At 50.2% G+C, this 23,521-nt stretch carries 21 protein-coding genes; 15 read left to right on the forward strand and 6 right to left on the reverse strand.

Annotated elements, in window-relative coordinates; translation table 11 throughout:
• The first annotated feature begins 11 nt into the window (after positions 1–11).
• From H8L47_RS04615 to H8L47_RS04635, 5 genes are all read left to right on the forward strand, one after another.
• Positions 12–977 (forward strand): D-alanine--D-alanine ligase, encoded by a 966-nt coding sequence (locus H8L47_RS04615; RefSeq protein ID WP_329605436.1) that lies wholly within the window; start codon positions 12–14, stop codon positions 975–977.
• A gap of 17 nt (positions 978–994) precedes the next feature.
• Positions 995–1,786, forward strand: coding sequence for a cell division protein FtsQ/DivIB (locus H8L47_RS04620; protein WP_186952068.1), 792 nt, complete (start codon positions 995–997; stop codon positions 1,784–1,786).
• Positions 1,783–3,015: a cell division protein FtsA gene (ftsA, locus tag H8L47_RS04625; RefSeq protein WP_110255262.1), complete on the forward strand. Its 1,233-nt coding sequence runs from the start codon at positions 1,783–1,785 to the stop codon at positions 3,013–3,015. Before H8L47_RS04620 ends, ftsA begins: the two co-directional genes overlap by 4 nt.
• A 124-nt stretch (positions 3,016–3,139) precedes the next feature.
• Complete coding sequence (gene ftsZ, locus H8L47_RS04630) at positions 3,140–4,339, forward strand: cell division protein FtsZ (RefSeq protein ID WP_186953062.1); 1,200 nt, start codon at positions 3,140–3,142, stop codon at positions 4,337–4,339.
• 434 nt (positions 4,340–4,773) lie between these two features.
• Entirely contained in the window at positions 4,774–5,280 is a 507-nt protein-coding gene (locus H8L47_RS04635; protein ID WP_186952069.1) for a peroxiredoxin, read from the forward strand.
• Between the two features lie 75 nt (positions 5,281–5,355).
• On the opposite strand, the gene H8L47_RS04640 is transcribed toward H8L47_RS04635, so the two are convergent.
• Positions 5,356–5,847, reverse strand: coding sequence for a GNAT family N-acetyltransferase (locus H8L47_RS04640; RefSeq protein ID WP_186952070.1), 492 nt, complete (start codon positions 5,845–5,847; stop codon positions 5,356–5,358).
• Positions 5,848–5,918: 71 nt separating this feature from the next.
• Here H8L47_RS04640 and lpxC point away from each other — a divergent pair, with 71 nt between their 5' ends.
• Positions 5,919–6,854 carry a UDP-3-O-acyl-N-acetylglucosamine deacetylase gene (lpxC, locus tag H8L47_RS04645; protein WP_186952071.1) on the forward strand — a complete coding sequence of 312 codons (936 nt, stop codon included), beginning with the start codon at positions 5,919–5,921 and terminating at the stop codon, positions 6,852–6,854.
• 35 nt (positions 6,855–6,889) lie between these two features.
• Here lpxC and H8L47_RS04650 read toward each other — a convergent pair whose 3' ends face one another.
• Positions 6,890–7,393: a DciA family protein gene (locus H8L47_RS04650; protein WP_186952072.1), complete on the reverse strand. Its 504-nt coding sequence runs from the start codon at positions 7,391–7,393 to the stop codon at positions 6,890–6,892.
• Positions 7,394–7,475: 82 nt separating this feature from the next.
• Between H8L47_RS04650 and H8L47_RS04655 the strand changes: the two genes are divergently transcribed.
• The 6 genes from H8L47_RS04655 to H8L47_RS04680 all read left to right on the forward strand — a co-directional run bounded on the left by H8L47_RS04655 (position 7,476) and on the right by H8L47_RS04680 (position 15,455).
• Positions 7,476–8,426 (forward strand): M23 family metallopeptidase, encoded by a 951-nt coding sequence (locus H8L47_RS04655; RefSeq protein WP_186952073.1) that lies wholly within the window; start codon positions 7,476–7,478, stop codon positions 8,424–8,426.
• Between the two features lie 222 nt (positions 8,427–8,648).
• Positions 8,649–11,408, forward strand: a complete 2,760-nt coding sequence (secA, locus tag H8L47_RS04660) for a preprotein translocase subunit SecA (RefSeq protein WP_186952074.1) — start codon at positions 8,649–8,651, stop codon at positions 11,406–11,408.
• A gap of 197 nt (positions 11,409–11,605) precedes the next feature.
• Positions 11,606–12,787, forward strand: a complete 1,182-nt coding sequence (locus H8L47_RS04665; protein ID WP_186952075.1) for an acyl-CoA dehydrogenase family protein — start codon at positions 11,606–11,608, stop codon at positions 12,785–12,787.
• A gap of 126 nt (positions 12,788–12,913) precedes the next feature.
• A complete protein-coding gene (argJ, locus tag H8L47_RS04670) occupies positions 12,914–14,152 on the forward strand; it encodes a bifunctional glutamate N-acetyltransferase/amino-acid acetyltransferase ArgJ (protein WP_186952076.1) in 1,239 nt (412 codons plus the stop codon).
• Between the two features lie 12 nt (positions 14,153–14,164).
• Positions 14,165–15,034, forward strand: coding sequence for an ATP-binding protein (locus H8L47_RS04675; protein ID WP_186952077.1), 870 nt, complete (start codon positions 14,165–14,167; stop codon positions 15,032–15,034).
• A gap of 1 nt (position 15,035) precedes the next feature.
• On the forward strand, positions 15,036–15,455 hold the full coding sequence (locus H8L47_RS04680; RefSeq protein ID WP_186952078.1) for an NUDIX domain-containing protein: 420 nt from the start codon (positions 15,036–15,038) through the stop codon (positions 15,453–15,455).
• A 12-nt stretch (positions 15,456–15,467) separates the two neighbouring features.
• Here H8L47_RS04680 and H8L47_RS04685 read toward each other — a convergent pair whose 3' ends face one another.
• From H8L47_RS04685 to H8L47_RS04700, 4 genes are read right to left on the reverse strand one after another with little or no spacing between them, the layout of a single operon-like run.
• A complete protein-coding gene (locus H8L47_RS04685; RefSeq protein WP_186952079.1) occupies positions 15,468–16,073 on the reverse strand; it encodes a hypothetical protein in 606 nt (201 codons plus the stop codon).
• A gap of 20 nt (positions 16,074–16,093) precedes the next feature.
• Entirely contained in the window at positions 16,094–17,668 is a 1,575-nt protein-coding gene (locus tag H8L47_RS04690; RefSeq protein WP_186952080.1) for a substrate-binding and vWA domain-containing protein, read from the reverse strand.
• Between the two features lie 9 nt (positions 17,669–17,677).
• Positions 17,678–18,877 (reverse strand): toxic anion resistance protein, encoded by a 1,200-nt coding sequence (locus tag H8L47_RS04695; protein WP_230413594.1) that lies wholly within the window; start codon positions 18,875–18,877, stop codon positions 17,678–17,680.
• A 27-nt stretch (positions 18,878–18,904) separates the two neighbouring features.
• Positions 18,905–20,011, reverse strand: coding sequence for a hypothetical protein (locus tag H8L47_RS04700; protein ID WP_186952081.1), 1,107 nt, complete (start codon positions 20,009–20,011; stop codon positions 18,905–18,907).
• A 416-nt stretch (positions 20,012–20,427) separates the two neighbouring features.
• On the opposite strand from H8L47_RS04700, the gene alr reads away from it, so the two are divergent.
• The 3 genes from alr (at position 20,428) to H8L47_RS04715 (ending at position 23,494) form a co-directional block, all read left to right on the forward strand.
• On the forward strand, positions 20,428–21,531 hold the full coding sequence (gene alr, locus H8L47_RS04705) for an alanine racemase (protein WP_186952082.1): 1,104 nt from the start codon (positions 20,428–20,430) through the stop codon (positions 21,529–21,531).
• A 110-nt stretch (positions 21,532–21,641) separates the two neighbouring features.
• Positions 21,642–22,934, forward strand: a complete 1,293-nt coding sequence (locus H8L47_RS04710) for a D-amino acid dehydrogenase (RefSeq protein WP_186952083.1) — start codon at positions 21,642–21,644, stop codon at positions 22,932–22,934.
• Positions 22,931–23,494: a hypothetical protein gene (locus tag H8L47_RS04715; protein WP_186952084.1), complete on the forward strand. Its 564-nt coding sequence runs from the start codon at positions 22,931–22,933 to the stop codon at positions 23,492–23,494. Before H8L47_RS04710 ends, H8L47_RS04715 begins: the two co-directional genes overlap by 4 nt.
• The last annotated feature ends 27 nt before the right edge of the window (positions 23,495–23,521 follow it).

Consider the following 23,521-nt stretch of genomic DNA (forward strand, 5'->3'; position numbering starts at 1 on the left):
GTGATCAGATCATCATGAGCGAATTGAATTTGAAATCTCTGGGCAAAGTAGGTGTGCTGTTTGGCGGGCGTTCTGCTGAACGTGAAATCTCCCTTATGTCTGGCAAAGGTGTCTTGCAAGCATTGTTGAGCAAGGGCGTAGATGCCCATCCTTTCGACACAGCAGAACGTAGCGTCGCAGAACTGGCAGCAGAAAAATTTGATCGCGTCTTCATCGCCCTGCACGGTCGCTATGGTGAAGATGGCAGTCTGCAAGGTGTGCTGGAGCAATTGAATATTCCGTACACCGGCAGTGGTGTTATGGCATCGGCAATCGCCATGGACAAGATTTTTACCAAGCGCATCTGGCAGACTTACGGCCTGACGACCCCGGCTTATGCCGTACTGACTGCGCAGACTGAATTGCGCCGCGTTCCAGATGAACTGGGTTTGCCGCTTATCATCAAGCCGCCACATGAAGGTTCTACAATTGGCATCACCAAAGTAGTTGGTTATTCCGACATGCAGGAAGCTTATGCTCTGGCAGCCCAGTTTGATGAAGTGGTGCTGGCAGAAGAATTTATCGAAGGTCGTGAATTGACCGTGGCGATCCTGGGGAAAGGCGAACAGGCATATGCCTTGCCGATTACCGAGATCGTTGCTCCAGATGGTAATTATGATTACCAGAACAAGTATTTTACTGATGACACCAAATACATATGTCCGGCCGTTCTGGAAGAGGATTTGACCGATAGCATTCGCAAAATGGCAGTCGACGCCTATCGTGCACTCGATTGCGAAGGTTGGGCCAGGGTCGATGTCTTGTTGCGCAAGTCAGATAACAAACCGTTCTTAATAGAGATTAATACTTCACCAGGCATGACCGGGCACTCTCTGGTGCCGATGGCAGCCAAGGCAGTAGGCATCAGTTATGAAGATTTATGTGTGGAAATCTTAAAGACGGCAAGTTTGAAAATTAGATCTGAACAAAAGAAGTAAACAGTTAAGAGAAAAAAATGTGGCATGACAGCAAGCTGATGAACAATACCGCGAATGCCCTGTTTGGGCTGGTGCTGTTTTCCTTGTTGTTATCCGCTGTGTGGTGGGTCATTCAAAGGCCGTTGTTCACTTTGCAGGTGATACGGGTAGAGGCAGGAAGTGCGGCGGGTAGTGCAGGCCTGCGGCATGTGAACACACTGACGATCAGGAATACAGCCTTACCCAAGATCAGGGGTAATTTTTTTACCGCGAACCTGGATGCAGTGCGGTCCGCCTTTGAAACCGTGCCCTGGGTGCGCAAGGCCAGTGTACAAAGAGAATGGCCCAACAAGCTTGTCGTCACTTTGGAAGAACATGTGGCGCTGGGCACCTGGGGTGAAAACGGTCAGTTGATTTCTGCTAAGGGCGACGTGTTTACCGCCAACCTGGCAGAAGCGGAAGATGATGCAGATCTGGTTGCTCTGACTGGGCCGGATGGTAGTGAAAAAGAAGTACTGGCACAGTATGTGGAATTTAAAAACTGGTTTGCCAAAATTAACCTGGCGCCAGAATCGGTGAATTATTCCAGCCGCTATGCCTGGAGTCTGAAGCTGAATAATGGCATGCAGGTGCAATTGGGCAGGGTGCAGGACGCAACAACGCTCAAGAGCAGGGTGGATAAACTGATGACAGTTTACCCACAACTGCTGGCCAGTTTGCAGGACAGTATTGAAAGTGTGGACATGCGTTATCCGAATGGCCTGGCGCTCAAATCGAGCCATAGCAATCTCGGATCAAAAAAGCAAACAAAAGCAAGTGGAAAGACATGACAAAAGACGCTAAAAATCTGATCGTTGGTCTCGATATCGGCACCTCAAAAATTGTGGCTGTCGTGGCGGAAGTCATGCCTGACGGCAGGCATGAAGTCATAGGCCTGGGCCAGCACGAATCCAAGGGCTTGAAAAAAGGTGTAGTCGTCAATATCGAGGCGACAGTCGAATCCATACAGCGCGCTTTGGAAGAAGCCGAGTTGATGGCCGACTGCAAGATACGTAATGTGTATACCGGTATCGCTGGCAGCCATATCCGCAGTTTTAATTCCAGCGGCATGGTAGCGATCAAGGACAAAGAGGTCACCGCAGCTGACGTTTCGCGTGTGATAGAAACTGCCAAGGCCGTCAACATACCGACAGATCAGCAATTGCTGCATACCTTGCCGCAAGAATTTATCGTCGATAGCCAGGATGATGTGCGCGAACCGATAGGCATGAGCGGCATACGTCTGGAAGTCAAAGTGCATATCGTCACTGGTGCTGTGTCTGCGGTTCAGAATATCGTCAAGTGTGTACGGCGCTGCGGCCTGGAAGTATCTGACCTGATTTTGCAACCGATGGCATCGGCGGAAGCTGTGCTGACCAAGGATGAAAAGGAACTGGGCGTGGTACTCATCGATATCGGTGGTGGCACGACTGACGTGGCAGTATTTAGCGAAGGCGCGATACGTCATACCGCAGTGATACCGATTGCTGGCGATCAGATCACCAATGATATCGCGATGGCTTTGCGCACCCCGACCTCAGAAGCAGAAGAAATCAAGGTGCGTTTTGGTGTCGCCAAGCAGGTATTGGCTGACCCGTCCGATACGTTGGAAGTACCTGGTCTGGGTGACCGTGGTCCGCGCTCCTTGTCGCGCCAGGCATTGGCCGCCGTCATCGAGCCGCGCGTAGAAGAATTGTTTGCGCTCGTGCATCAGGTGGTGCGTGAATCTGGTTATGAAGATGTGCTCTCATCCGGCATCGTTTTGACAGGCGGATCTGCTGCCATGCCGGGCATGGTGGAGATGGCAGAAGACATCTTTTTGAAACCGACCAGATTAGGCATGCCGGCGTACAGCGGGCAGTTGGCAGATGTCGTGCGCAGCCTCCGTTATGCCACGGTTTTAGGGTTGTTGTTGGAAGCGAAGAAGCAGTATTTGCGCGGTCATCTGGTCACTCGGCAAGAAGGTTCAGCCAAAGCGGTCTGGCAACGCATGAAAGAGTGGTTTTTAGGGAATTTTTAGCTTGTATTTTGTATCTAATTTAGTGTAGTCATTTTATAATAGTTCGATATACAGTTATTAGTCGCTAGTCGTCACATTCCGGTGATGCCTAGCGACTGATAACTGCCTACCTGGAGGAGTCATGATGGAGTTCGATATGGTTGATAACGCCACACAAGGCACCGTAATCAAGGTTGTCGGCGTAGGTGGCGCAGGCGGCAATGCGGTTCAGCACATGATCAACAAAGGCGTGTCCGGCGTTGAGTTCATAGCAGCAAACACAGATGCGCAAGCACTGTTGCAGTCGAAAGCAAACAATGTGATACAGATCGGTGAAACTGGTCTGGGTGCAGGCATGAAACCCGAAGTCGGCCGCAAGCTGGCGGAAGAGTCCCGTGCGCGCATTGAAGATGCATTGCGCGGCGCGCACATGGTATTTATCGCTGCAGGTATGGGCGGTGGTACTGGTACAGGTGCTGCGCCCGTAGTTGCACAAGTCGCCAAAGAATTGGGTGCACTGACCGTTGCGGTGGTTTCCAAACCATTTTCTTACGAAGGTCAGAAATGCATGGACATCGCCGATGAAGGTCTGGAAGCCTTGTCTCAACACGTCGATTCACTGATCATCATTCTCAACGAAAAACTCGAAGAGATTTATGAAGACGACAGCATGATCGAATGGCTGCAACATGCAGATGATGTCCTGAACAATGCCGTCGCCGGTATTGCCGAGATCATCAATGTGCCTGGCCATATCAATGTCGACTTCAATGACGTGAAAACGATCATGGGCGAACAAGGCAAGGCCATGATGGGTACAGCAACTGCTTCTGGCGTTGACCGTGCACGCATCGCTGCTGAACAGGCAGTCGCATCACCACTGCTGGACGGTATCGATTTGTCTGGTGCCCGCGGTGTGTTGGTGAATGTCACAGCCAGCCGTGGCCTGAAAGGTAAAGAGATCAAGGAAGTCATGTCCACTGTGCGCGCTTTTGCTGCGCCAGACGCATCGATTGCTCAGGGTATCGCTTACGACGACAACATGGGTGACGATATCCGTGTAACGGTAGTTGCAACTGGCCTTGGCCGTGGCAAGAAAAATATTCAGCTGGTGCAAACACCTATGCTGCGTACCGGTACACACAATGAAACCGTGATGGCCAGCCCTGTCATGACTTCTGCCACCATCAGCACTGGTTCCGTAACCGGATCAGCAGGCTTCGATGGCTTGAGCAAACCTGCAGTATGGCGCCGTGAATCTGCGTCAGAAACTGTACGTGCCCTGGAGAAAAATGGCATGGAAACTTACGATATCCCAGCTTTCCTGCGCAAACAGGCCGACTGATTTATCTGGTTTTCTGCAGAACGCCAGCTTCGGAAGAGGCTGGCGTTTTTATTTGGTAGATCGAAAAGCCAGACCGACAAGCTCACCACAGAGACACAAAGGCACAGAGAAAGGCAAGAGAAATGCTGTGTTTGGTTAGGTATCAGACTTATCGTAAAGATTCTATTTCTGGTGAAGACAATACTTTAAAACACTATTGGTTCAGCGTGGCGCGATATCAAGCACTTATTCCGATTGTTTTTCTCTTGCTCTTCTCTGTGTATCTTTGCCTCTGTGTTGAGAGGACTTTCCTTTAACCTCTGCAAGAAAATTCTAGCTCAGGCATACTTGCGTCCTTCACTGTCGGTGTTGATATGGCTCAAACTTCCTGCTTTTGGCGGAGGCGGCATACAGCAAGGCTTTGAATATCCGAATACTTATCTAGGGAGCATAAAATGACAATCAAGATTGGCGATACCCTGCCTGAAGGCAGCCTGGCAGAATTTATTGAAGTGGAATCTGAAGGATGTTCACTCGGACCAAATACCTTCAAAGTCGCAGACCTGACCAAAGGTAAAACCATTGCGATTTTTGGCCTGCCTGGCGCGTACACGCCAACTTGCTCAGCTAAGCATGTGCCTGGCTATGTTGCACTGGCAGCAGATTTGAAAGCCAAGGGCGTTGATGAAATCTGGTGCATCTCCGTGAATGATGCATTCGTCATGGGCGCATGGGGCCGTGACCAAAAATCCACAGGCATCGTCCGCATGATGGCTGACGGCAATGCAGATTTCAGCAAAGCATTGGGTCTGGATGCAGATTTCAGCAAATTCGGTATGGGTACACGTTCCCAGCGTTACTCCTTGCTGGCGGTTGACGGTGTCGTCAAGCAACTGAATATCGAAGAAGGCGGCAAGTTTGAAGTGTCAAACGCAGAAACTCTGCTGGCACAATTAAGCTAATCAGGGCTTCTGACTCGCATAAAAAATGGCGCTCAGTTTTTGAACTGAGCGCCATTTTTATACTATGCGATATTTTTATTCAAGCGACTTGCTCATGATGTGTGACTGCACGCCATAACCCTGAGCTGCATAAAAATTCATGGCATTGCGGTTGAAGTCAAAGACTTCCAGCCTGATCTCCACTGCATCATGCTCGAGCGCCCAACTCGTCGCACCATCCATCAATAATTTTCCTATCCCCAGTTTTTGATGCGCATCAGAAACCACGATCGTGCCTAAGCGGCAGATACGACGACGGTACAAGAAGGGAATAGTCGTGTTTTCATTCCAGCTCATGGTGATAAAACCCAGGACTTGCTCACCATCGCAAGCCAGCAATGCACAGCCCGCAGGGTTTTCAAAAGTGCTGTGCCAGAATTGGCGGTCAAGTTCGCGATTTGTTTTTTGTACGAAAACATCGGGGGCAGCGGCGTGGTGTTGGGCATTGATTTGATCGCTGAGATCGCACATGGCATCCAGATCAGTGACGGTAGCGCGGCAAATTTGAATTGTTGTTTTTGTATTCATTTTTAAGATGTGAAACGGCTAATTTTCCTCGTGCCTGCATGGGAAATTGCCTGAAACGCTATAATAGCGCGATGTTAAAGCAAAGAACCATCAAACAAGTCGTGAAGACCGTTGGAGTTGGCCTGCATTCAGGCACCAAGGTTGAACTCGTCATGCGCCCGGCACCAGTAGATACCGGCATTATTTTCACGCGTACCGATTTGAATCCACCAGTGGTATTGCCCGCCCAGGCTTTGGCCGTGGGTGATACCCGCATGGCTTCGACCTTGTCGAATGAGCATGGCAAAGTATCAACGGTAGAGCATTTGCTGTCTGCCTGCGCAGGCCTGGGTATAGATAATCTGTACATTGATGTCAGTGCAGAAGAAATCCCCATCATGGATGGTTCGGCCTCATCTTTCGTGTATTTATTGCAGCAGGCGGGCATGCAGGAACAAAACGCGGCCAAGAAATTTATTCGTGTCTTGAAACCGGTAGAAATCCGAGAAGGTAGCGGCAAGTCTGAGAAATGGGCCAGGCTGGAGCCCTTTAATGGTTTCAAGCTGCATTTCTTTATTGAGTTCAATCATCCTGCCGTCGATGGTACGGTGCAAACGGCAGAAGTTGATTTTGCCAGCGCCACCTTTGTGCAGGACGTTGCCAGGGCGCGCACTTTTGGCTTTATGCAGGATGTGGAAATGCTCAGGGGCATAGGGCTGGCGCGTGGTGGCTCCATGGAAAATGCCATCGTCATGGATGAATACCGTATCCTGAATTCAGACGGTCTGCGCTTTGATGATGAATTCGTCCGCCACAAAATCCTGGATGCGATTGGCGATTTATACCTGATCGGCCATCCTTTCCTGGCCAGTTATACGGCCCACAAGTCTGGACATGGTTTGAATAATCAGTTATTGCGTGCCTTGCTGGCCCAACCCGATGCTTATGAAATCGTCAGCTTTGACGATCTGGGCACTGCACCACCGACTTATGCTACGCAAGTGGATAGAGAGTGGGCGCTCGCTTGAGGCTGGATTTAGCCCAGTGGCCGTCTCTGCTGATATCAGCCGCCAGAACGATGACGCTCTATCAAACGGCTTAGTGCTGCGCGCAAATCAGCATTCTGGGGAGTGTCTTCCAGTGCATGTTCCAATTGATCAAAAGCCTGCAAGGCCTTGCCTGAAAAAGCTATTTGCTTAACGGCAATAGGTTTCTCCACGACACGCCTGACTTGTACTTTGATGCGGATTGCGTTAATCTGCCATCCCCGTTCTTGTAAAAAAGCTTGCAGTTTCGGACATTGCTGTTTCAATTTGGTCGCCAGTGCGGCATTTGGCGCAGAGAGCGTCAACTGACCTTCCGTTACTTGCATGACCTCACATGAGGCAAATATCGGCGGCAGTATGAGTCCACAGTCTTTTTGCAGCTTCAGATTGCGCTGTACTGTGGGCAGTAGTTGCGAGATTTTCTCGTTACTGCGCAAAAAGTCAGCGGCTTCGCTGGCACCAGGCACTTTGCGACCGCGTTTAATGTTAATAGGATAGGTAGGGCGTGAGAATGTGGACATGCGCATTACCTTACCACAAACACGACTGTCCGGCTGTCGCAAAGACTACCGTCCAGTCTATTGTTTTCAGAGGAGCATATTGATGCAAATCATTTTGATGCACTCCCGTTTTACCCAGGCAAAGTCAGTGACTTTGTCTTCCCGTCATGTCATTCTTGGCGCATTTGCTTTCCTGCTTGTCATCACTTTCTGTGCCGCCCTGATGGCAGCCATGACTCTCAAGCTGGCCAGTGCCGACTTGCCGTTTTTGCGCGATCTGGTGCCAGTGGCTGCTACTAGTGATGCAGGTAATAAAGATAAGTTCATGAAAGAAAATCTGGCTGCGATGGCCGCCAAGTTGGGTGAAATGCAGGCGCAACTGATACGCCTGGATGCCCTCGGTGAGAGGGTGCAGGGTCTGGCTGGCGTCAAGCCGGAAGAATTCAATTTCAAGGAATTGCCGGGCCGCGGTGGTCCTGAAGTATCCACCCAGCCTGCCCAGGAGTTGAACCTGGCGGAATTCCAGGCGGCACTGGCAGCGATGTCAGTAGATATAGAACACCGCTCAGATTATATGAATGTGGTGGAAACCAAGCTCATGGGTTTCAAGGTGCAATCCAAGCTCTTGCCCACGATACAACCCGTTAATGTTGCTTATAATGCATCTGGTTTTGGCTGGCGACTAGACCCTTTCTCTGGTCGTAGTGCTTTTCACGAAGGAATAGATTTCTCAGGTCCCAGCGGCACCCCTATTGTTGCGGCGGCAGGTGGCGTGGTGGTGGTGGCAGAATATCATCCGCAATTTGGCAATATGGTAGAAATCGATCATGGTGGTGAAATCATGACACGCTATGCTCACTCTTCCAGGATCCATGTCAAGTTGGGTGATATTGTGAAGCGCGGTCAGCATATCGCTGATATAGGTTCTACCGGCCGTTCCACTGGCGCACATTTGCACTTTGAAGTGCATGTCAAGGGCGTGCCGCAAAATCCCCATAAATTTTTGTCTGCAGGTGCTAATCAAGCCAATCTTGCAGCATTAAATCAAAAATAACTTGAGTTTGCAGATTCAGGCACCAACTGCGACTCTGCATCTGCGATTTGTTTGCCGGATTGTTGATCATTTTTCGCTCGTCCTTGCTTAATTGTCAGGCAAAAACGCGCAATTACTGGTTAATTGAGTGTCGCATGGTAAAATCACAGGTTAGCCTATTGTTGCTGTTAAATTAATCACTTTTCAGCTGCTTTTTTAAGAATTTAACTTTCCGTTCATAGCATGTCATTCCTGACCAAGATATTCGGCAGCCGCAATCAGCGGCTTTTGAAGCAATACCAAAAGACGGTGCGTGAGATCAACGCATTGGAACCCAAGCTGGAAGCCTTGTCGGACGAGGCTTTGCAAGCCAAGACTGCAGAGTTCAAGGCACGCGTTGCGAACGGAGAGACACTTGATGCCATCCTCCCGGAAGCCTTCGCAGTCTGTCGCGAGGCCAGCAAACGCGTTCTGAAAATGCGCCACTTTGACGTGCAAATGATAGGCGGCATGGTTTTGCACTACGGAAAAATCGCTGAAATGGGCACGGGTGAGGGTAAAACCCTGATGGCGACCCTGCCGATTTACCTGAACGCCCTGTCAGGCAAAGGCGTTCACGTTGTTACCGTCAATGATTACCTGGCGCAGCGCGATGCTGAATGGATGGGGCAACTGTATGGTTGGCTGGGCCTGACTACCGGTATCAATCTGTCGCAGCTTGATCATGATGCCAAGCAAGCAGCCTATGGCTCTGACATTACTTACGGCACGAATAACGAATACGGTTTCGATTACCTGCGCGATAACATGGTCTATGAAGCCAAGGACCGTGTGCAGCGCAGCCTGAATTTTGCTGTCGTCGATGAAGTTGATTCCATCCTTATCGATGAGGCACGTACACCTTTGATCATATCCGGCCAGGCTGAAAATCATACTGAGCTGTACTACAAAATCAATGAAGTACCCAAACTGCTGACCCGGCAAATCGGTGAAGAAACACCGGATGGCAAAGGCAAGATCGAAGTGCCAGGTGATTACACCAAGGATGAAAAAGCCCATCAGGTCTTGCTGACTGAAGTTGGTCACGACAAGGTAGAGCGCATCCTGATGCAAATGGGTTTGCTGCCTGAAGGGGCATCTGTGTATGATGCCGCCAATATCACCCTGATCCATCATTTGTATGCTGCCTTGCGCGCGCACGCCCTGTATTTCAAGGATCAGCACTATGTAGTGCAGAACGATGAAATTGTCATCGTTGATGAATTCACTGGCCGCATGATGACAGGTCGCCGCTGGTCTGAAGGTTTGCACCAGGCGATTGAAGCCAAAGAAGGTGTGCGCATCCAGAACGAAAACCAGACACTGGCATCGATCACTTTCCAGAATTACTTCCGTATGTACACCAAACTGTCAGGCATGACAGGTACTGCCGATACTGAAGCTTATGAATTCCAGGAAATCTACGGTCTGGAAACCGTGGTCATTCCGCCAAACCGTCCTTCACAACGTAAGGACAGGCAAGACCAGGTCTACAAGTCTGCGCAGGAAAAATACAATGCCATGCTGGTTGATATCAAGGATTGCTACGAGCGCGGTCAGCCAGTGCTGGTGGGTACGACCTCGATTGAGAATTCTGAACTCTTGTCTGACATACTGGCCAAGGCCGGTCTGCCTCACAATGTCTTGAACGCCAAGCAGCATGCCCGTGAAGCGGAAATCATTGCCCAGGCCGGTCGTCCAAAAGCCATTACCATTGCCACCAATATGGCGGGCCGTGGTACGGATATCGTGCTGGGTGGTAATGTCGCCAAACAAGTGCAAATGATAGAAGCCAATGCAGCTTTGTCTGATGCAGACAAGCAGACGCAATCGCAAAAACTGCGTGATGAATGGCAGTCATTGCATCAGGCCGTCGTGAATGCTGGTGGTTTGCACATCGTCGGTACTGAGCGCCATGAATCCCGCCGCGTTGATAATCAACTGCGTGGCCGTTCTGGCCGTCAGGGTGATCCAGGTTCTTCCCGTTTCTATCTGTCGCTAGACGACACTTTGCTGCGCATTTTTGCTGGTGACCGTGTCCGTGCCATCATGGACAGGCTGAAAATGCCTGAAGGCGAGCCTATCGAAGCAGGCATCGTTTCGCGCTCCATAGAATCAGCACAGCGTAAGGTGGAAGCACGTAACTTTGATATTCGCAAGCAGTTGCTGGAATACGATGACGTCGCCAATGATCAGCGTAAAGTAATTTACCAGCAGCGTAATGAATTGCTGGAAGCACACGACATGGCAGATCTGATTTCTTCCTTGCGTCATGGCATGTTCGAAGATATCGTGCGTGAGTATGTGCCAGCAGAATCAGTCGAAGAGCAGTGGGATATTCCAGGTTTGGAAGCAGTCTTGCGCGATGAGTGGGCGCTGGATTTGCCGCTGACGCAAATTCTCAAAGATGATTCCAACATCACGGATGAAGACATCCTGGTGCGCGTGCAAAAAGCCGCCAATGAAACCTATGAAGCCAAGATCGCCATCGTCGGCAAAGAATCTTTTGCCGGTTTCGAGCGCAGTATCATGTTGCAAAGTATAGACACGCACTGGCGCGAACATTTGGCGGCGCTGGACCACTTGCGTCAAGGCATACATCTGCGCGGTTATGCACAGAAAAATCCTAAGCAGGAATACAAGCGCGAAGCGTTTGAGTTGTTTGGTCAAATGCTGGGAGCCATCAAGAGCGAAGTGGTCAGGACCGTAGTGACAGTGCCCATAAAATCCCGTGAAGAGATCGACGCGGCAGAGGAAAGACTGGCACAGTCCCATATCGAGAACGTCCATTATCAGCACGCCGATTTTGATGCAGATGCGACACCGGAAGAAATGCTGGCACCAGCTACGGACTTTGCTACAGATCAGCCAGAAATCAACTACGCCCTGAAGGTAGGCCGTAACGACCCTTGCCCTTGCGGCAGTGGCAAGAAGTTCAAGCAATGCCATGGCAAACTTGCCTGATCATTGAGTGGCACAGAAACAAAAGGCGACCATAGGTCGCCTTTTGTTTTTCGTCATCCAGCATCAGTTTCTAGATTTCTCATTCCTTCACTTGACGCAAGCAAGGTCCAGGGCTAAAGTGAACGATCGTGCTTATTTGGGCATTCATTCTATATTCTGGAATCGCAAGCTGCGATGATCAGGCCTGAGGGGGGGTTATGGATTTGAACTTTAACGATGCAGAGCTTGGTTTTCGTCAACTGGTCCGTCAATTTCTGCAAACATCATTACCTCGGGCCATCAGCCATAAAGTGCAACATGGCATAGCACTGAAAAAAAACGATTATCAGCAATGGCAAAAGATACTCCACGCCCAAGGCTGGGGAGCTTCATCCTGGCCTGCAGTTCATGGCGGCACTGGCTGGTCTGCTGTCCAGCGCTATATATTTGAAGAAGAGAGTGCAGCTGCTGGTGCGCCCCGCCTGCCACCTTTTGGCATCAAGATGGTGGCGCCCGTCATCATGGAATTTGGCTCGCCTGAGCAACAGCAGAGATTTTTGTCGAAGATACTCTCCGCCGATGAATGGTGGTGCCAGGGGTATTCTGAACCGGGTTCTGGCTCTGACCTGGCTTCCGTCAAGGCCACGGCTGAACGCAGGCGTGACAGCGAAGGCGAATACTATGTGGTGAATGGTCAAAAAACCTGGACCACACTGGCACATTATGCCGACTGGATATTTTGCCTGGTTCGCACAGACCGCGAAGCCAAGGCCCAACGTGGCATTTCATTTTTGCTCATAGACATGAAGTCACCCGGCGTTACCGTTAGGCCCATCATCACCATGGATGGTGCGCATGAGGTCAATGAGGTCTGGCTTGATGACGTCAAAGTGCCGCTTGCCAATCTGGTGGGTGAAGAAAACAAGGGCTGGACTTATGCCAAGTTCTTGCTGGGGCATGAGCGCACAAATATCGCGGGCATAGGCATAGCCAAGCGTGAACTGGCCAGGTTAAAAAGAGTAGCCGCGCGTGAATTCAAGAATGGCAAGCCGCTCGTGGAAGATGCAGTCTTTTCCATGCGTCTGGCGCAAGTAGAGATTGATTTGATGGCGCTGGAAATGACCAATCTGCGCGTCTTGTCTGCAGAAGAGCAAAGCCATGCGCCGGGTCCGGAAGCATCGATACTCAAGATCAAGGGTACGGAAATACAACAGGCAATCACTGAATTGCTGGTAATGGCAGTAGGTGAGCAGGCCTTGCCCCTGCGTGATCGACAGGACACAAGCGAGCTCGCCAGCCCGCTTGCCATCAATTACCTGAACATGCGCAAGCTCTCCATCTATGGTGGCTCAAATGAAATACAAAAAAATATCATTGCACAAATGATCATGGGGCTTTGACTGCGGGCCGTGACAGCAATATGACTGATCTGGCTAATGTGCGCGAAATTTCCTCAGCGCAAACATGCTTCGCAGTGCAACAAAATGCCCTACAATATCGGCTTGATTTCAACGCAAGGAAAAACCATGGCCGTTAATTCCCCCATCCCTGTGGCTGCAGATTTGAAACCCGTAGCTGGCATACGTCTGGGCTATGCCGAAGCTGGCATACGCAAGCCCAATCGCAAAGACGTACTGGTCATGGAACTGGCCCCTACGGCAACTGTATCCGGCGTATTTACGACCAACCGCTTTTGCGCGGCACCCGTGCAAGTTTGCAAGGCCCATCTGGAAGGCTTGCACATGGCATCCAGCCCTATCCGCGCCCTGGTGGTAAACACCGGCAATGCAAACGCCGGTACCGGTGATGCTGGCCTGGCTGCAGCAAATGCAACTTGTGCTGCCCTGGCAGAATTGCTGGGCTGCGAAGCTTCTCAAATTCTGCCATTTTCGACTGGCGTGATCCTCGAACAATTGCCTGTTGACAGGCTGGTCGCCGGATTGCCAGCAGCGATAGCAAACCTGCAAGCCGATAACTGGTTCAATGCCGCGTCTGCCATCATGACGACCGATACCCAGCCCAAGGCGGCATCGGCGACAGTAGAAATTGGCGGCAAAACCGTAACCATGACAGGCATCAGCAAAGGTGCGGGCATGATCAAACCCAATATGGCGACCATGTTGGGTTATTTGGCGATTGATGCCAAGGTTGCGCAAAATGTGCTTGATCATATGGTCAAGCAAGCGGCTGACAAGTCTTTTAATTGCATCACGATAGATGGTGACACTTCCACCAATGATTCCTTCATGCTCATCGCTACTGGTGCGGGTGAAGTTGAAGTCAATGATGTCGAGACACCTGAATATGCAGCGCTGGCAGAAGCCGTGACTGCGCTGTCGCAAAAACTCGCCCACATGATTATCCGTGATGGCGAAGGCGCGACCAAGTTCATGACGATTGCGGTGGAAGAAGGCCGTGATGTAGAAGAATGCCGCAAGATCGCTTACTCTATTGCCCATTCCCCGCTGGTGAAAACCGCTTTCTTTGCCTCTGACCCAAATCTGGGCCGCATCCTAGCAGCCATCGGTTATGCCGGTGTGAATGATTTGGATGTCGGCAAGCTGAACCTGTATCTGGATGATGTCTGGGTTGCCAAAAACGGTGGACGTAATCCTGAGTACCGTGAAGAAGATGGTCAGCGCATCATGAAGCAGAGCGAGATTACCATACGCGTCAAATTGGCACGTGGCGATGCAGAAGCGACGGTCTGGACATGCGACTTGTCGCATGACTATGTATCTATCAATGCCGACTACCGCTCCTGATCTGGATAGACAATGACGCAGCTTGATCAGTTTCTATTGCGTGCCGAGCATTTGCTGGGCAGGCTGGAAAACATATTGCCAGCCAGCACACCTGCACCAGACTGGAATCTGGGTTTTGCCTACCGCTGGCGCAAGCGTGGCGGTGCGGGTTTTTTGCAAGTCGTGCGTCATGCCTCGACTATTGTGATGGATGATTTGCGCAATGTCGCCGCACAAAAAGCGCAGATAGAACAAAACACCAGACAATTCGTCCACGGAAAACCTGCCAATAATGTCTTGCTGACAGGTGCCCGTGGTACAGGAAAATCGTCGTTGATCAAGGCTTGCCTGAACCAGTTTTCGGACCAGGGTTTGCGCCTGATCGAAGTCGATAAAGCTGACCTCGCTGATTTGCCGGATATTGTCGACCTGATCGCAGAACGTCCTGAGCGCTTCATTGTCTTCTGCGACGACCTTTCCTTTGAAGACGGTGAAGCCGGTTACAAGGCGTTGAAAGTGGCGCTCGACGGCAGTATTTCTGCCCAGTCTGACAATGTGCTGATCTACGCGACTTCTAACCGCCGCCATCTGCTGCCTGAGAAGATGTCAGGCAATGCCAGCTATAAATATAGTGATGATGGTGACCTGCATCCGGGCGAAACGGTAGAAGAAAAAATTTCTTTGTCCGAACGCTTTGGTCTCTGGGTATCTTTCTATCCTTTCAAGCAGGACGATTACCTCGACATCGTCGCTTACTGGCTGGGTAGCATGGGCTGTACTGCTGAACAAGTTGAAGAAGCGCGTGGAGATGCCTTGCGCTGGGCTTTGCAGCGCGGCTCACGTTCTGGTCGCGTGGCCTGGCAATTTGCCCGCGACTATGCCGGCAAGCTGGCGGAATCCTGAGATGGCTGCAAAACCTGTAGATGTCGCCGTAGGCATTCTGATGAAAGCCAATGGCGATGTCTTGCTGGGGCAACGTCCTGCTGGCAAACCGTATGAAGGTTATTGGGAATTTCCAGGCGGTAAGGTTGAGCCTGATGAATCCATACTCGATGCACTCAAACGCGAATTTGTCGAAGAACTGGGCATACAAGTGTTGACGGCCGAACCCTGGTGCGGCGTTGAACACATCTACCCGCATGCCCATGTCAGGCTGCACTTCTATATCAGCCGCGATTGGCAGGGCGAACCGCAGAGCCTGGAAGGGCAAGCCTTTGCATGGCAGGGCAGCGTCGGTCTCACGCCTTTATTGCCTGCCACCATACCCTTGCTGGAATGGCTGGATCTTTGGCGCAGCGAAGAGCAAAATCTGTCTGATATTTGAGTACCACAGTGCTCAATGAATGAAGCTCATGGTGTGGAATTTTTCTTTCAAAAATTCGCCATTAATCAATAAGGACTCAGCATTATTCTTATAAATGTCGGTGGCGATTTTTGCCAGTTGGGTTTCCAGTAAATCCAGTTGCTCAATCAGTAATTGCTTGCAGGTCTTGCCATTTTCTATCGCATGCATGCTGGCAAAGGCAGTAGGCAAAAGCACATAGTTTTTTATGGTTTGAGGCAAGTCGCGATTGACAGCATTGATAAGCAAGCTGACATAGTTCATCGCGACCTCGCCAGAGAAAATCCTGGGTGCCAGTTCTTGCAAGGTACTTTGTATCCTGTGCAATTTTACTACTGCTTCATGAGGCAAGCGTGTACTGGACTCTCGTATCAAGGCATCGATACTCTCGGTTAGATTGTTTTGTGAGTTTTTACTCTTGATTTGCAGTTCCAGTTCCTTATCTGCGGGTATCGCCAGCCAGGCCACTGCATACAAACCTGCAACGATAGGTAGCCACCAGTCCGAGATGATGCCAGTAAAAAACATGGCAAGCCCCATGAGGGCCAGGCAACATCCCAGTAAATTCTGGGTGCTGTATAAAAACAGCATTACGCGCATTTTGAAGCTCAGTGACTGCATCATTGGTAACCACGAATTTCTTTAAAGATGGATTGAAGACTGGTTTTGCGACTGTCAAACATTCTACCTCCCGACAGATCGGCCAGATTTTTCAATTCTTCAGGCGCGGCTTCGCCAAACAGAACAGTAAAAATCTTGATACCTTTTTCTTCTTCAGGCAGCGACTTGTACCACTGGGCAAACTGCTGATAGTCCATGCCATTATTATTCAATCCATCAGTCATGACGATGATGGAATAAAAGCGGCCAGGATCTGCACGCTTGCGGGCAAGTGCATCTGTGTATGCATGTTGGGTGGCTGAAAAAATAGCCGTACCACCTTTGGCCCGCAACTCTTGTATGCGTGCATTCAAGGCAGTCAGTGTTGACTGATTTTCTTTTTCCTGATTCCCCATGTCAAAACTTGCCGGAGTTTCAACCACGCCGTTGAAGGGCAGGATGATGATTCGCTCACGATTGCGAAACCTGGCAAACCGGCCACTGATGGATGTATCTGAGCCTGACAGGCCATGCATGGCTGCTTTCAAATCCCTGATCCTGTCGCCTTGCATGGAGCCACTGGTGTCGAGGACAAAACTGCTGTCCGTGGGTAAGCGCAAATGGTTGTCAAAGGCTGTCAGTATGGCATCAACGACACTCAGCTTGGCTGGAAAAGAGAGTTCCACCAGGGCTTGTTTCGGGACGTCAGTGGCGACCACGTCCGGATTGACCGGGCGACGCAAGGTTGAGTCATACATGGCTTGCTGAAACTCTGTCCCGCGCAAATAACTGATTAGTTTGTCGTAGGATGCACGCTTGGCTGGATTAATCAACATCAATGGATAGTCTGCCGTCACGATGCCATCTTGCGGATAGATGAGTATCAGCTTTTCTTTGAGTGAGGGATTGCGGTTCAGTGTTTGTAAGGTGGAGGCATAATTGATGATGCCGTCGACTTTATCTTGTTCTCGTAAAAATGCTTCGGCCAGCCAGCCTGAGCTGCCAGCGGTCAATCTTTGCGCCTGAAAAAAAGAACTCAGGCTCTTTGCGTCGATGTCTTTTTCTTCCAGTGCGTCGCCCTGACCCGAGAGTGCTGCAGCCAGTCCCAGCAAGCCGGAAAAGCCTGTGTTCGAGGATGAGGGGCTAGTCATGCCAAAAGTAAATTTCCCTTTTTTTGCGGCTTCGGCAATCTCTTTCCAGCTGACTTTAGGATTATTATTCCAGGCCAGCTCGTTCGCCTTGCTTTCCTTTAAACCTAGCACCACCGGGGTTAACATGGTTCTCTCGGATGCCAGTATACGTGTCTTGGCGGCAGGTATCAGCATTGCATATTTATTGCTGGACAGCCAGGCGAGATCGGTTTGCTGGCCAGACTGCAATTTCTCTACAGCCTCCAGCGTACCTGTATATTGAAGCTGCAACTGTATGCCGGTGGCCTTGGTAATGGCAGGTAGCAAGGGTTCTATATCCTTGAGTTCAGACCCTGCCATGACAGTTAAGGTATTGGCTGCTGCGGCTGGCGTATTTTTGCTATCCTTGCAGGCAACCATGGACAGGAAAGCCAGCAGTGTGATCCAGGTCGACAAAAATCTCATGTAGCACTCCTAGAGTTTGACGGGGCCATCGCTTGCCACGGTCAGATTGGATGTGCGTACTTGTTCAGCCCGGGTTTTGTCCATGTATTGTTCAGTACGTGCAATTTGCTCTTTCAGCATATGATTGTTCTTCTCCATATTGCCAATCGCTACTGAGCGGAAATTGTCCATCGCATCCATTGCCTTGAAGGTGTTGTCGAACATTTCCTGTATCTTTTGGACGCCTATCAAAGGGTTGGCGGCAAATTCCCCTGTTTTCTCAACATGGCGGCCTAACTGCCGTGATGTTTCAGTGACCAGTTCACCTATGGTTTCACTGACTCCGGTGAGCATTTCCATGACTTGTATTTGATTCCCGGTAGCGCGTGCCACGGTCTGTGCCGTGGCCATTGCTGACATGCCTGTGGTGGCGACGCGATTGCAGCCGTTCATCATTTCCCTTGCAGTTTTCTTCAACAAATCCATGGATAGATAGCCGTTGACGTTGACCGCCATCTGGGTTTGCATGTCTTGCAGATTTTGTCGGGCATAGAACAACACTTCCTGCTCCAAAGCTTTGGCGCGTAGCGGGTCACTGTCTTTGATCGTCACAATGTGAGTGGCCACATGGCCGTCCAGTTGCTCGGCGAAATAGATAGCCCCCTTGAGCTTTTGCATGGCATCCCAGAGTTTGGTCTTTACCATTTCAATTTCATTCGCATCCCGTTGCATGTCGTCACGTGCGGCATACAATTGCGTCATCAGCGCTTGCAACTGCGATCCTGCAGTCTGAAATTTGCGAAAGTAGGCCTGTAGTTTGTTACCAAAAGGGATGAGTCCGAGAATTTTATTCTGGCTTAACAAGTCCCCTTGTTTGCCAGGATTAAGCTCATCTAGCATGCTGCGCATGTCTTGTATTGATTTGAAGGCTGCCGAATCTTCTATGCCAACAAAATTGCGCTCCATGAAGCGGCCAGTCATCAAGGATGCTGCATTTGAAATTTCTTCCTTGCCCAGGCGAAAGGCAGAATCCAGCCTGGCCTGAAAGTCGCTGCTGTGCACATCTTCTTTTAAAATGCTATCTATGTAAGCAAGGACCTGGACATCGATCTTTTCTTGCACTTCAGCTTTCAGTGGCACCATTTCCGGTGCTTTTTTTTCTGCAACCGGGCTCAAGACTTCCGGTGGCGTCAAAGTCATCGTGCTTTCTTGTGTCGTGGTGTCAGTCATTTCTTGTCCTCGATAAGGAAGTGAGCATTACTGGAATTTTTTTTCTATGGCCTGGATCATGCGTTCCAGGATTTCAAAGCTGGGTGGGTCGATGACATCCACCAGGGACGTGGGGGCCAGTAAATTCTTACGCTTCAAGAATTCACCAAAGTGTTCTGTGCTGGCCGTGCGGTAACCATATTCAGCAGCCAGTTTTTGCAATTCCACGTCATTCGCCAGAAACTCACCAAGACGACGGCCGTTTTCATTGAAGGGGACAAGTATGTGCTTGGTGTAGATAGTCGGTTGCGGGTACAACAACACCATGTCGGCATTTGGCTTGGGGCGCTTCGATTGATATTCGAGAAACTGGCTTTCATAGATCATGACCAAAGGTGCCTTGCCCATACCCATGGTTGTGTAGTCTTCAAATGGCCCTGCACTGCTGGATTCCTGCAAGCCCTGGCGCAAAAACAGGGAAGACACAAATGGCAGGATTTTGTTAACTTGCTCATTATTGTCGACCACATTATTGTCGTTGACGACATAGCTGGCCAGTGACAGGTACATCGCTGCGGAATTGGATTTCCTGACATCGGTAGAGCTGATCAGGATACTTTTTCCTGTGGCATAGGCAGCATTGTCCTTTAGTTCGCGCCAGCGCGTGCCTTTTTCGCTGAGGCTGAGCAATTTCTTCATGTCTATGATGAAGTAGGCGTCATTCACTTTTTTGACGATGCCCTCGCTTTCCAGTGTTGGGATCAGTTGCCCCCATGAGGCGATGGTCATGGGTGTAAAGAAAGTCGGGTAGACCTGTTTTGCCCTGGCCTTGTTTTGCAGGGCCAACGCAGCTGGTGCGCCAGCGGGGAAGGCAAAGTCATAGCTGCTGAAATCGCGTGAAATAATTTCTCTTGAGCCCACTTTTTCGACTTTGACGCGAAAGCCTTTTTTTGCCAGGATTTCTATGACCCGGGGATCACTGAAATAAGATTCTTTCTCTGAACCTACCATACCCTTGATGTCGAGTATGGCGGCAGAAGCCAGTTTCGCAGCTTCTACCGCATGGTTTTTTTGATAGGAGGTATAAGTTGCAGCACCTATGCCCAATAGCAAGACCACAGCAAGCAGTGGTCCAAGTACACGTTTAATTTCCATTAGGTAATATTCTCGGCATATTAATTTATTACACTGACATTATGCACATGGATTTATGACAGTTTCAAAACACGAAGGCTTATTTCATCAGTTTTCAACTGTTTTCTATTGCGTAGTTTCCACAATTGCCTGAATTTCTGGGGGCGTTAATTATGCGTCTCTGTTTCGCAAATGATTGCTTGTATTTATTCTGATACAGTGTATTTAAATGAATACACCGTGTCATTTTTTGTACAATACCGAGGCCATACTCTACACTGGCAGTGGGCAGTCGTTCTGATTGTATTGATTTCGATACAGTTATGCGTATTTTCTCTAAGATATCTTTGCAAGTAATTGAATTTATTCAATAATTTTTTTTGGCACAAGGATTGCTTCAACTAATCACGTTAGCGTTTGTGATGGAGTGGTGAAATATGATGCAAGTAGCTGGAAAAGCAGGTGCAGTTCTTCGTATTGATCTTAGGGCAATACAGGATAACTATCGCCTTTTGCAAGAATTATTAGGGACAGTGCAATGTGGTGCGGCTGTCAAGGCAGACGCTTATGGCTTGGGTGTGGTGCCTGTCGCACAGGCATTATTGGCCGCATCTTGCCGGCATTTTTTTGTAGCGCATCTGCAAGAGGCAATTGTCTTGCGGCCACATTTGCCAAAAGATGCCACGATCTACGTTATGCATGGTTCTCCGGTTGGTTATGAAGAAGAATTTCTGGAAAATCAATGCATACCAGTATTAAACAGTCTTGAGCAGATAAAATCCTGGCAGCAACTCGTTGCGAAAGCACAACGTGCCTTGCCCGCCATCTTGCAATTTGACACCGGCATGGCGCGCATGGGCTTGTCTGTTATTGAGTCAGAAGCATTATTTGCCACACCACAGCTTTTGGATGGCATCAATGTGCAATACATGATGAGTCATTTGGTCAGTGCAGAAGACCAGGCAAATCCCTTTAATCAAAAGCAATTAACTACCTTCAACACCTTGCGCGCGCGCATGCCAGCTTGCAAGGCAAGTCTGTCCAATTCTTCCGGCATTTTCCTGGGTAAAGATTTCCATTTTGATCTTGCTCGCCCTGGTGCTGCCTTGTATGGCGTAGCCCCTGTGGCTGGACAAGCCAACCCCATGCGTGCCGTAGCCTATCTGCAAGGCCGCATCATACAAACCCGTGAAATTCCGGCTGGCACTGGTGTTGGCTATGGATCGACCTGGCGCAGCAGCCAAACGACCCGCATAGCCACCGTCGGTGTCGGCTATGCCGATGGCTGGATGCGCAGCCTCAGCAATCGCGGTATTGCTCATATTGCCGGCCAGGCCGTGCCCATGGTGGGCAATGTCTCCATGGATACCATCACACTGGATGTGACTGGCATTGCAGCAGAACATCTGCAGCCAGGCGCACTGGTAGAACTGATTTCTGCTGACAATACAGTGGACCAGGTGGCAGCACGTGCCAACACCATAGGCTATGAAATTCTGACCAGTCTGGGAGGCCGCTATGAGCGTACTTATAGCAATTAAGCCTCCGCATGCCTGGCTACTTGCCTGAGCAAGTAGCCAGAACAAACTAAGAACACAACAGACAAACAGATCAATCCATCAGTGAGCCAGCAGTAAGCCGGGAGAAAAAAATGAAAATAGTTATATTGGGTGCAGGTGTTATCGGAACAGCGTCAGCGTATTACCTCGCCAAAGCAGGCCATGAAGTAACCGTTATTGAGCGTCAGCCTGCCGCTGGCCTGGAAACCAGTTATGCCAATGCAGGCGAAGTTTCGCCTGGTTATTCTGCTCCATGGGCAGGCCCAGGTGTGCCGATGAAGGCCATCAAATGGTTGATGATGCAACACAGCCCGCTGGCAATACGTCCCAGCTTTGACCCGACCATGTGGCGCTGGGTCACGCAAATGCTGATGAACTGCACCAGCAAACGCTATGAAATCAATAAGGGCCGCATGTTGCGCATGGCTGAATACAGCCGCGATGTCTTGCAACAATTGCGCAGCGATACCGGTATCAGCTACGACGAACGTACCCAGGGTACCTTGCAACTGTTCCGCAACCAGCAGCAACTGGACGGTGCAGAGGCCGATATCGCCATCCTCAAACGTTACGATGTGCCTTATGAAAAACTGGACAAGGCCGGTTGCCTGAAAGTGGAACCCGCACTGGTCAACGTGCAGGAAAAATTTGTCGGTGCCTTGCGCCTGCCGGGTGATGAAACCGGCGACTGCTTCAAGTTCACCCAGAGCCTGTCCAGATTCGCGCAAGAGTTGGGTGTCCAGTTCAAGTACGGCGTCACTATACAAAGACTGGTCAAGAGCGGCGATACCATCAGTTCTGTCATCACCTCCGAAGGTGAGATCAAGGCAGACTGTTTCGTATTGGCACTTGGCAGTTACTCCCCGATTCTCTTGAAAGAATTGGGCATCAAGATTCCTGTTTACCCTATCAAGGGCTATTCAATCACCGTCCCAATTACCGACGCACAAAAAGCGCCGGAATCGACGGTCATGGATGAGACCTATAAAGTCGCAATTACCCGCCTGGGCGACCGCATACGTGTCGGTGGTACGGCCGAAATCACCGGCTATAACCTCGACTTGCGTGCAGACCGACGTGCCACACTGGAACATTCCGTGACGGATTTGTTCCCTGGTGGTGGCGACGTCAGCAAAGCCGAATTCTGGACTGGTCTGCGTCCAATGACGCCGGACGGCACCCCTGTCATTGGCCCTACACCTTATCGCAACCTGTACCTGAACACTGGCCACGGCACGCTGGGCTGGACCATGGCTTGTGGTTCTGGTCAGTTTATTGCTGATGTGGTTTCTGGCAAGCGCCCGGCTATTTCTACTGAAGGTTTATTCATGGACCGTTACGGCAGCGTCAACAGTCCAATTTTTATCCATAAGGAGTTGGCATGAATCCAATTGAAGAATTACTGTCATCAACCCAGGTCTTTTCTGATGCCAACCTGAATGCGCGGTTTTACACCGCCATAGAATTACTGGCGCAAATTATGATGGTGATGCCGCGTACTGCGAATATCACCACGCTGGCACAGGCCACAGGCAAGACCCCACGTCTGATACGCTCGATATTGGCAACCCTGAGCAAGGACGCCCTGGTCAGCCGCGACAGCAAGGAAAAAGACGCCTGGCACTGCCGCGACTGCAATGGCATCATCACCCTGGCAGATGTTTATCGCTGCTTCGTGAATGCAGAAGAACGCGCTGCCGCCAAGGCAATCGAAAAAGCGGTTCAGGAAGAAGAGACAGAAGTGCCACAGGAAAGACGCAATACCCGTACTTCCAGCCAGCAAAGCGTGGACTTGTTGATGATGCAAGTTAAAATGACGCTCAATCGTGCAGTCTTGCAGCAACTGGAGCAATTTGACCTTGGCCGTTTGCGTGGCCTGGCTTCCAATAGTGCCTTCCGTCGCCAGCATGCCCGCCCACGTGGTTATATCCCGGAACCGTATTAATCAGGCTTAATTCGGTCTAGTCAGACT

The organism is Undibacterium umbellatum, from assembly GCF_014284125.1.
In the GTDB taxonomy this organism is placed as follows: domain Bacteria; phylum Pseudomonadota; class Gammaproteobacteria; order Burkholderiales; family Burkholderiaceae_D; genus Undibacterium; species Undibacterium umbellatum.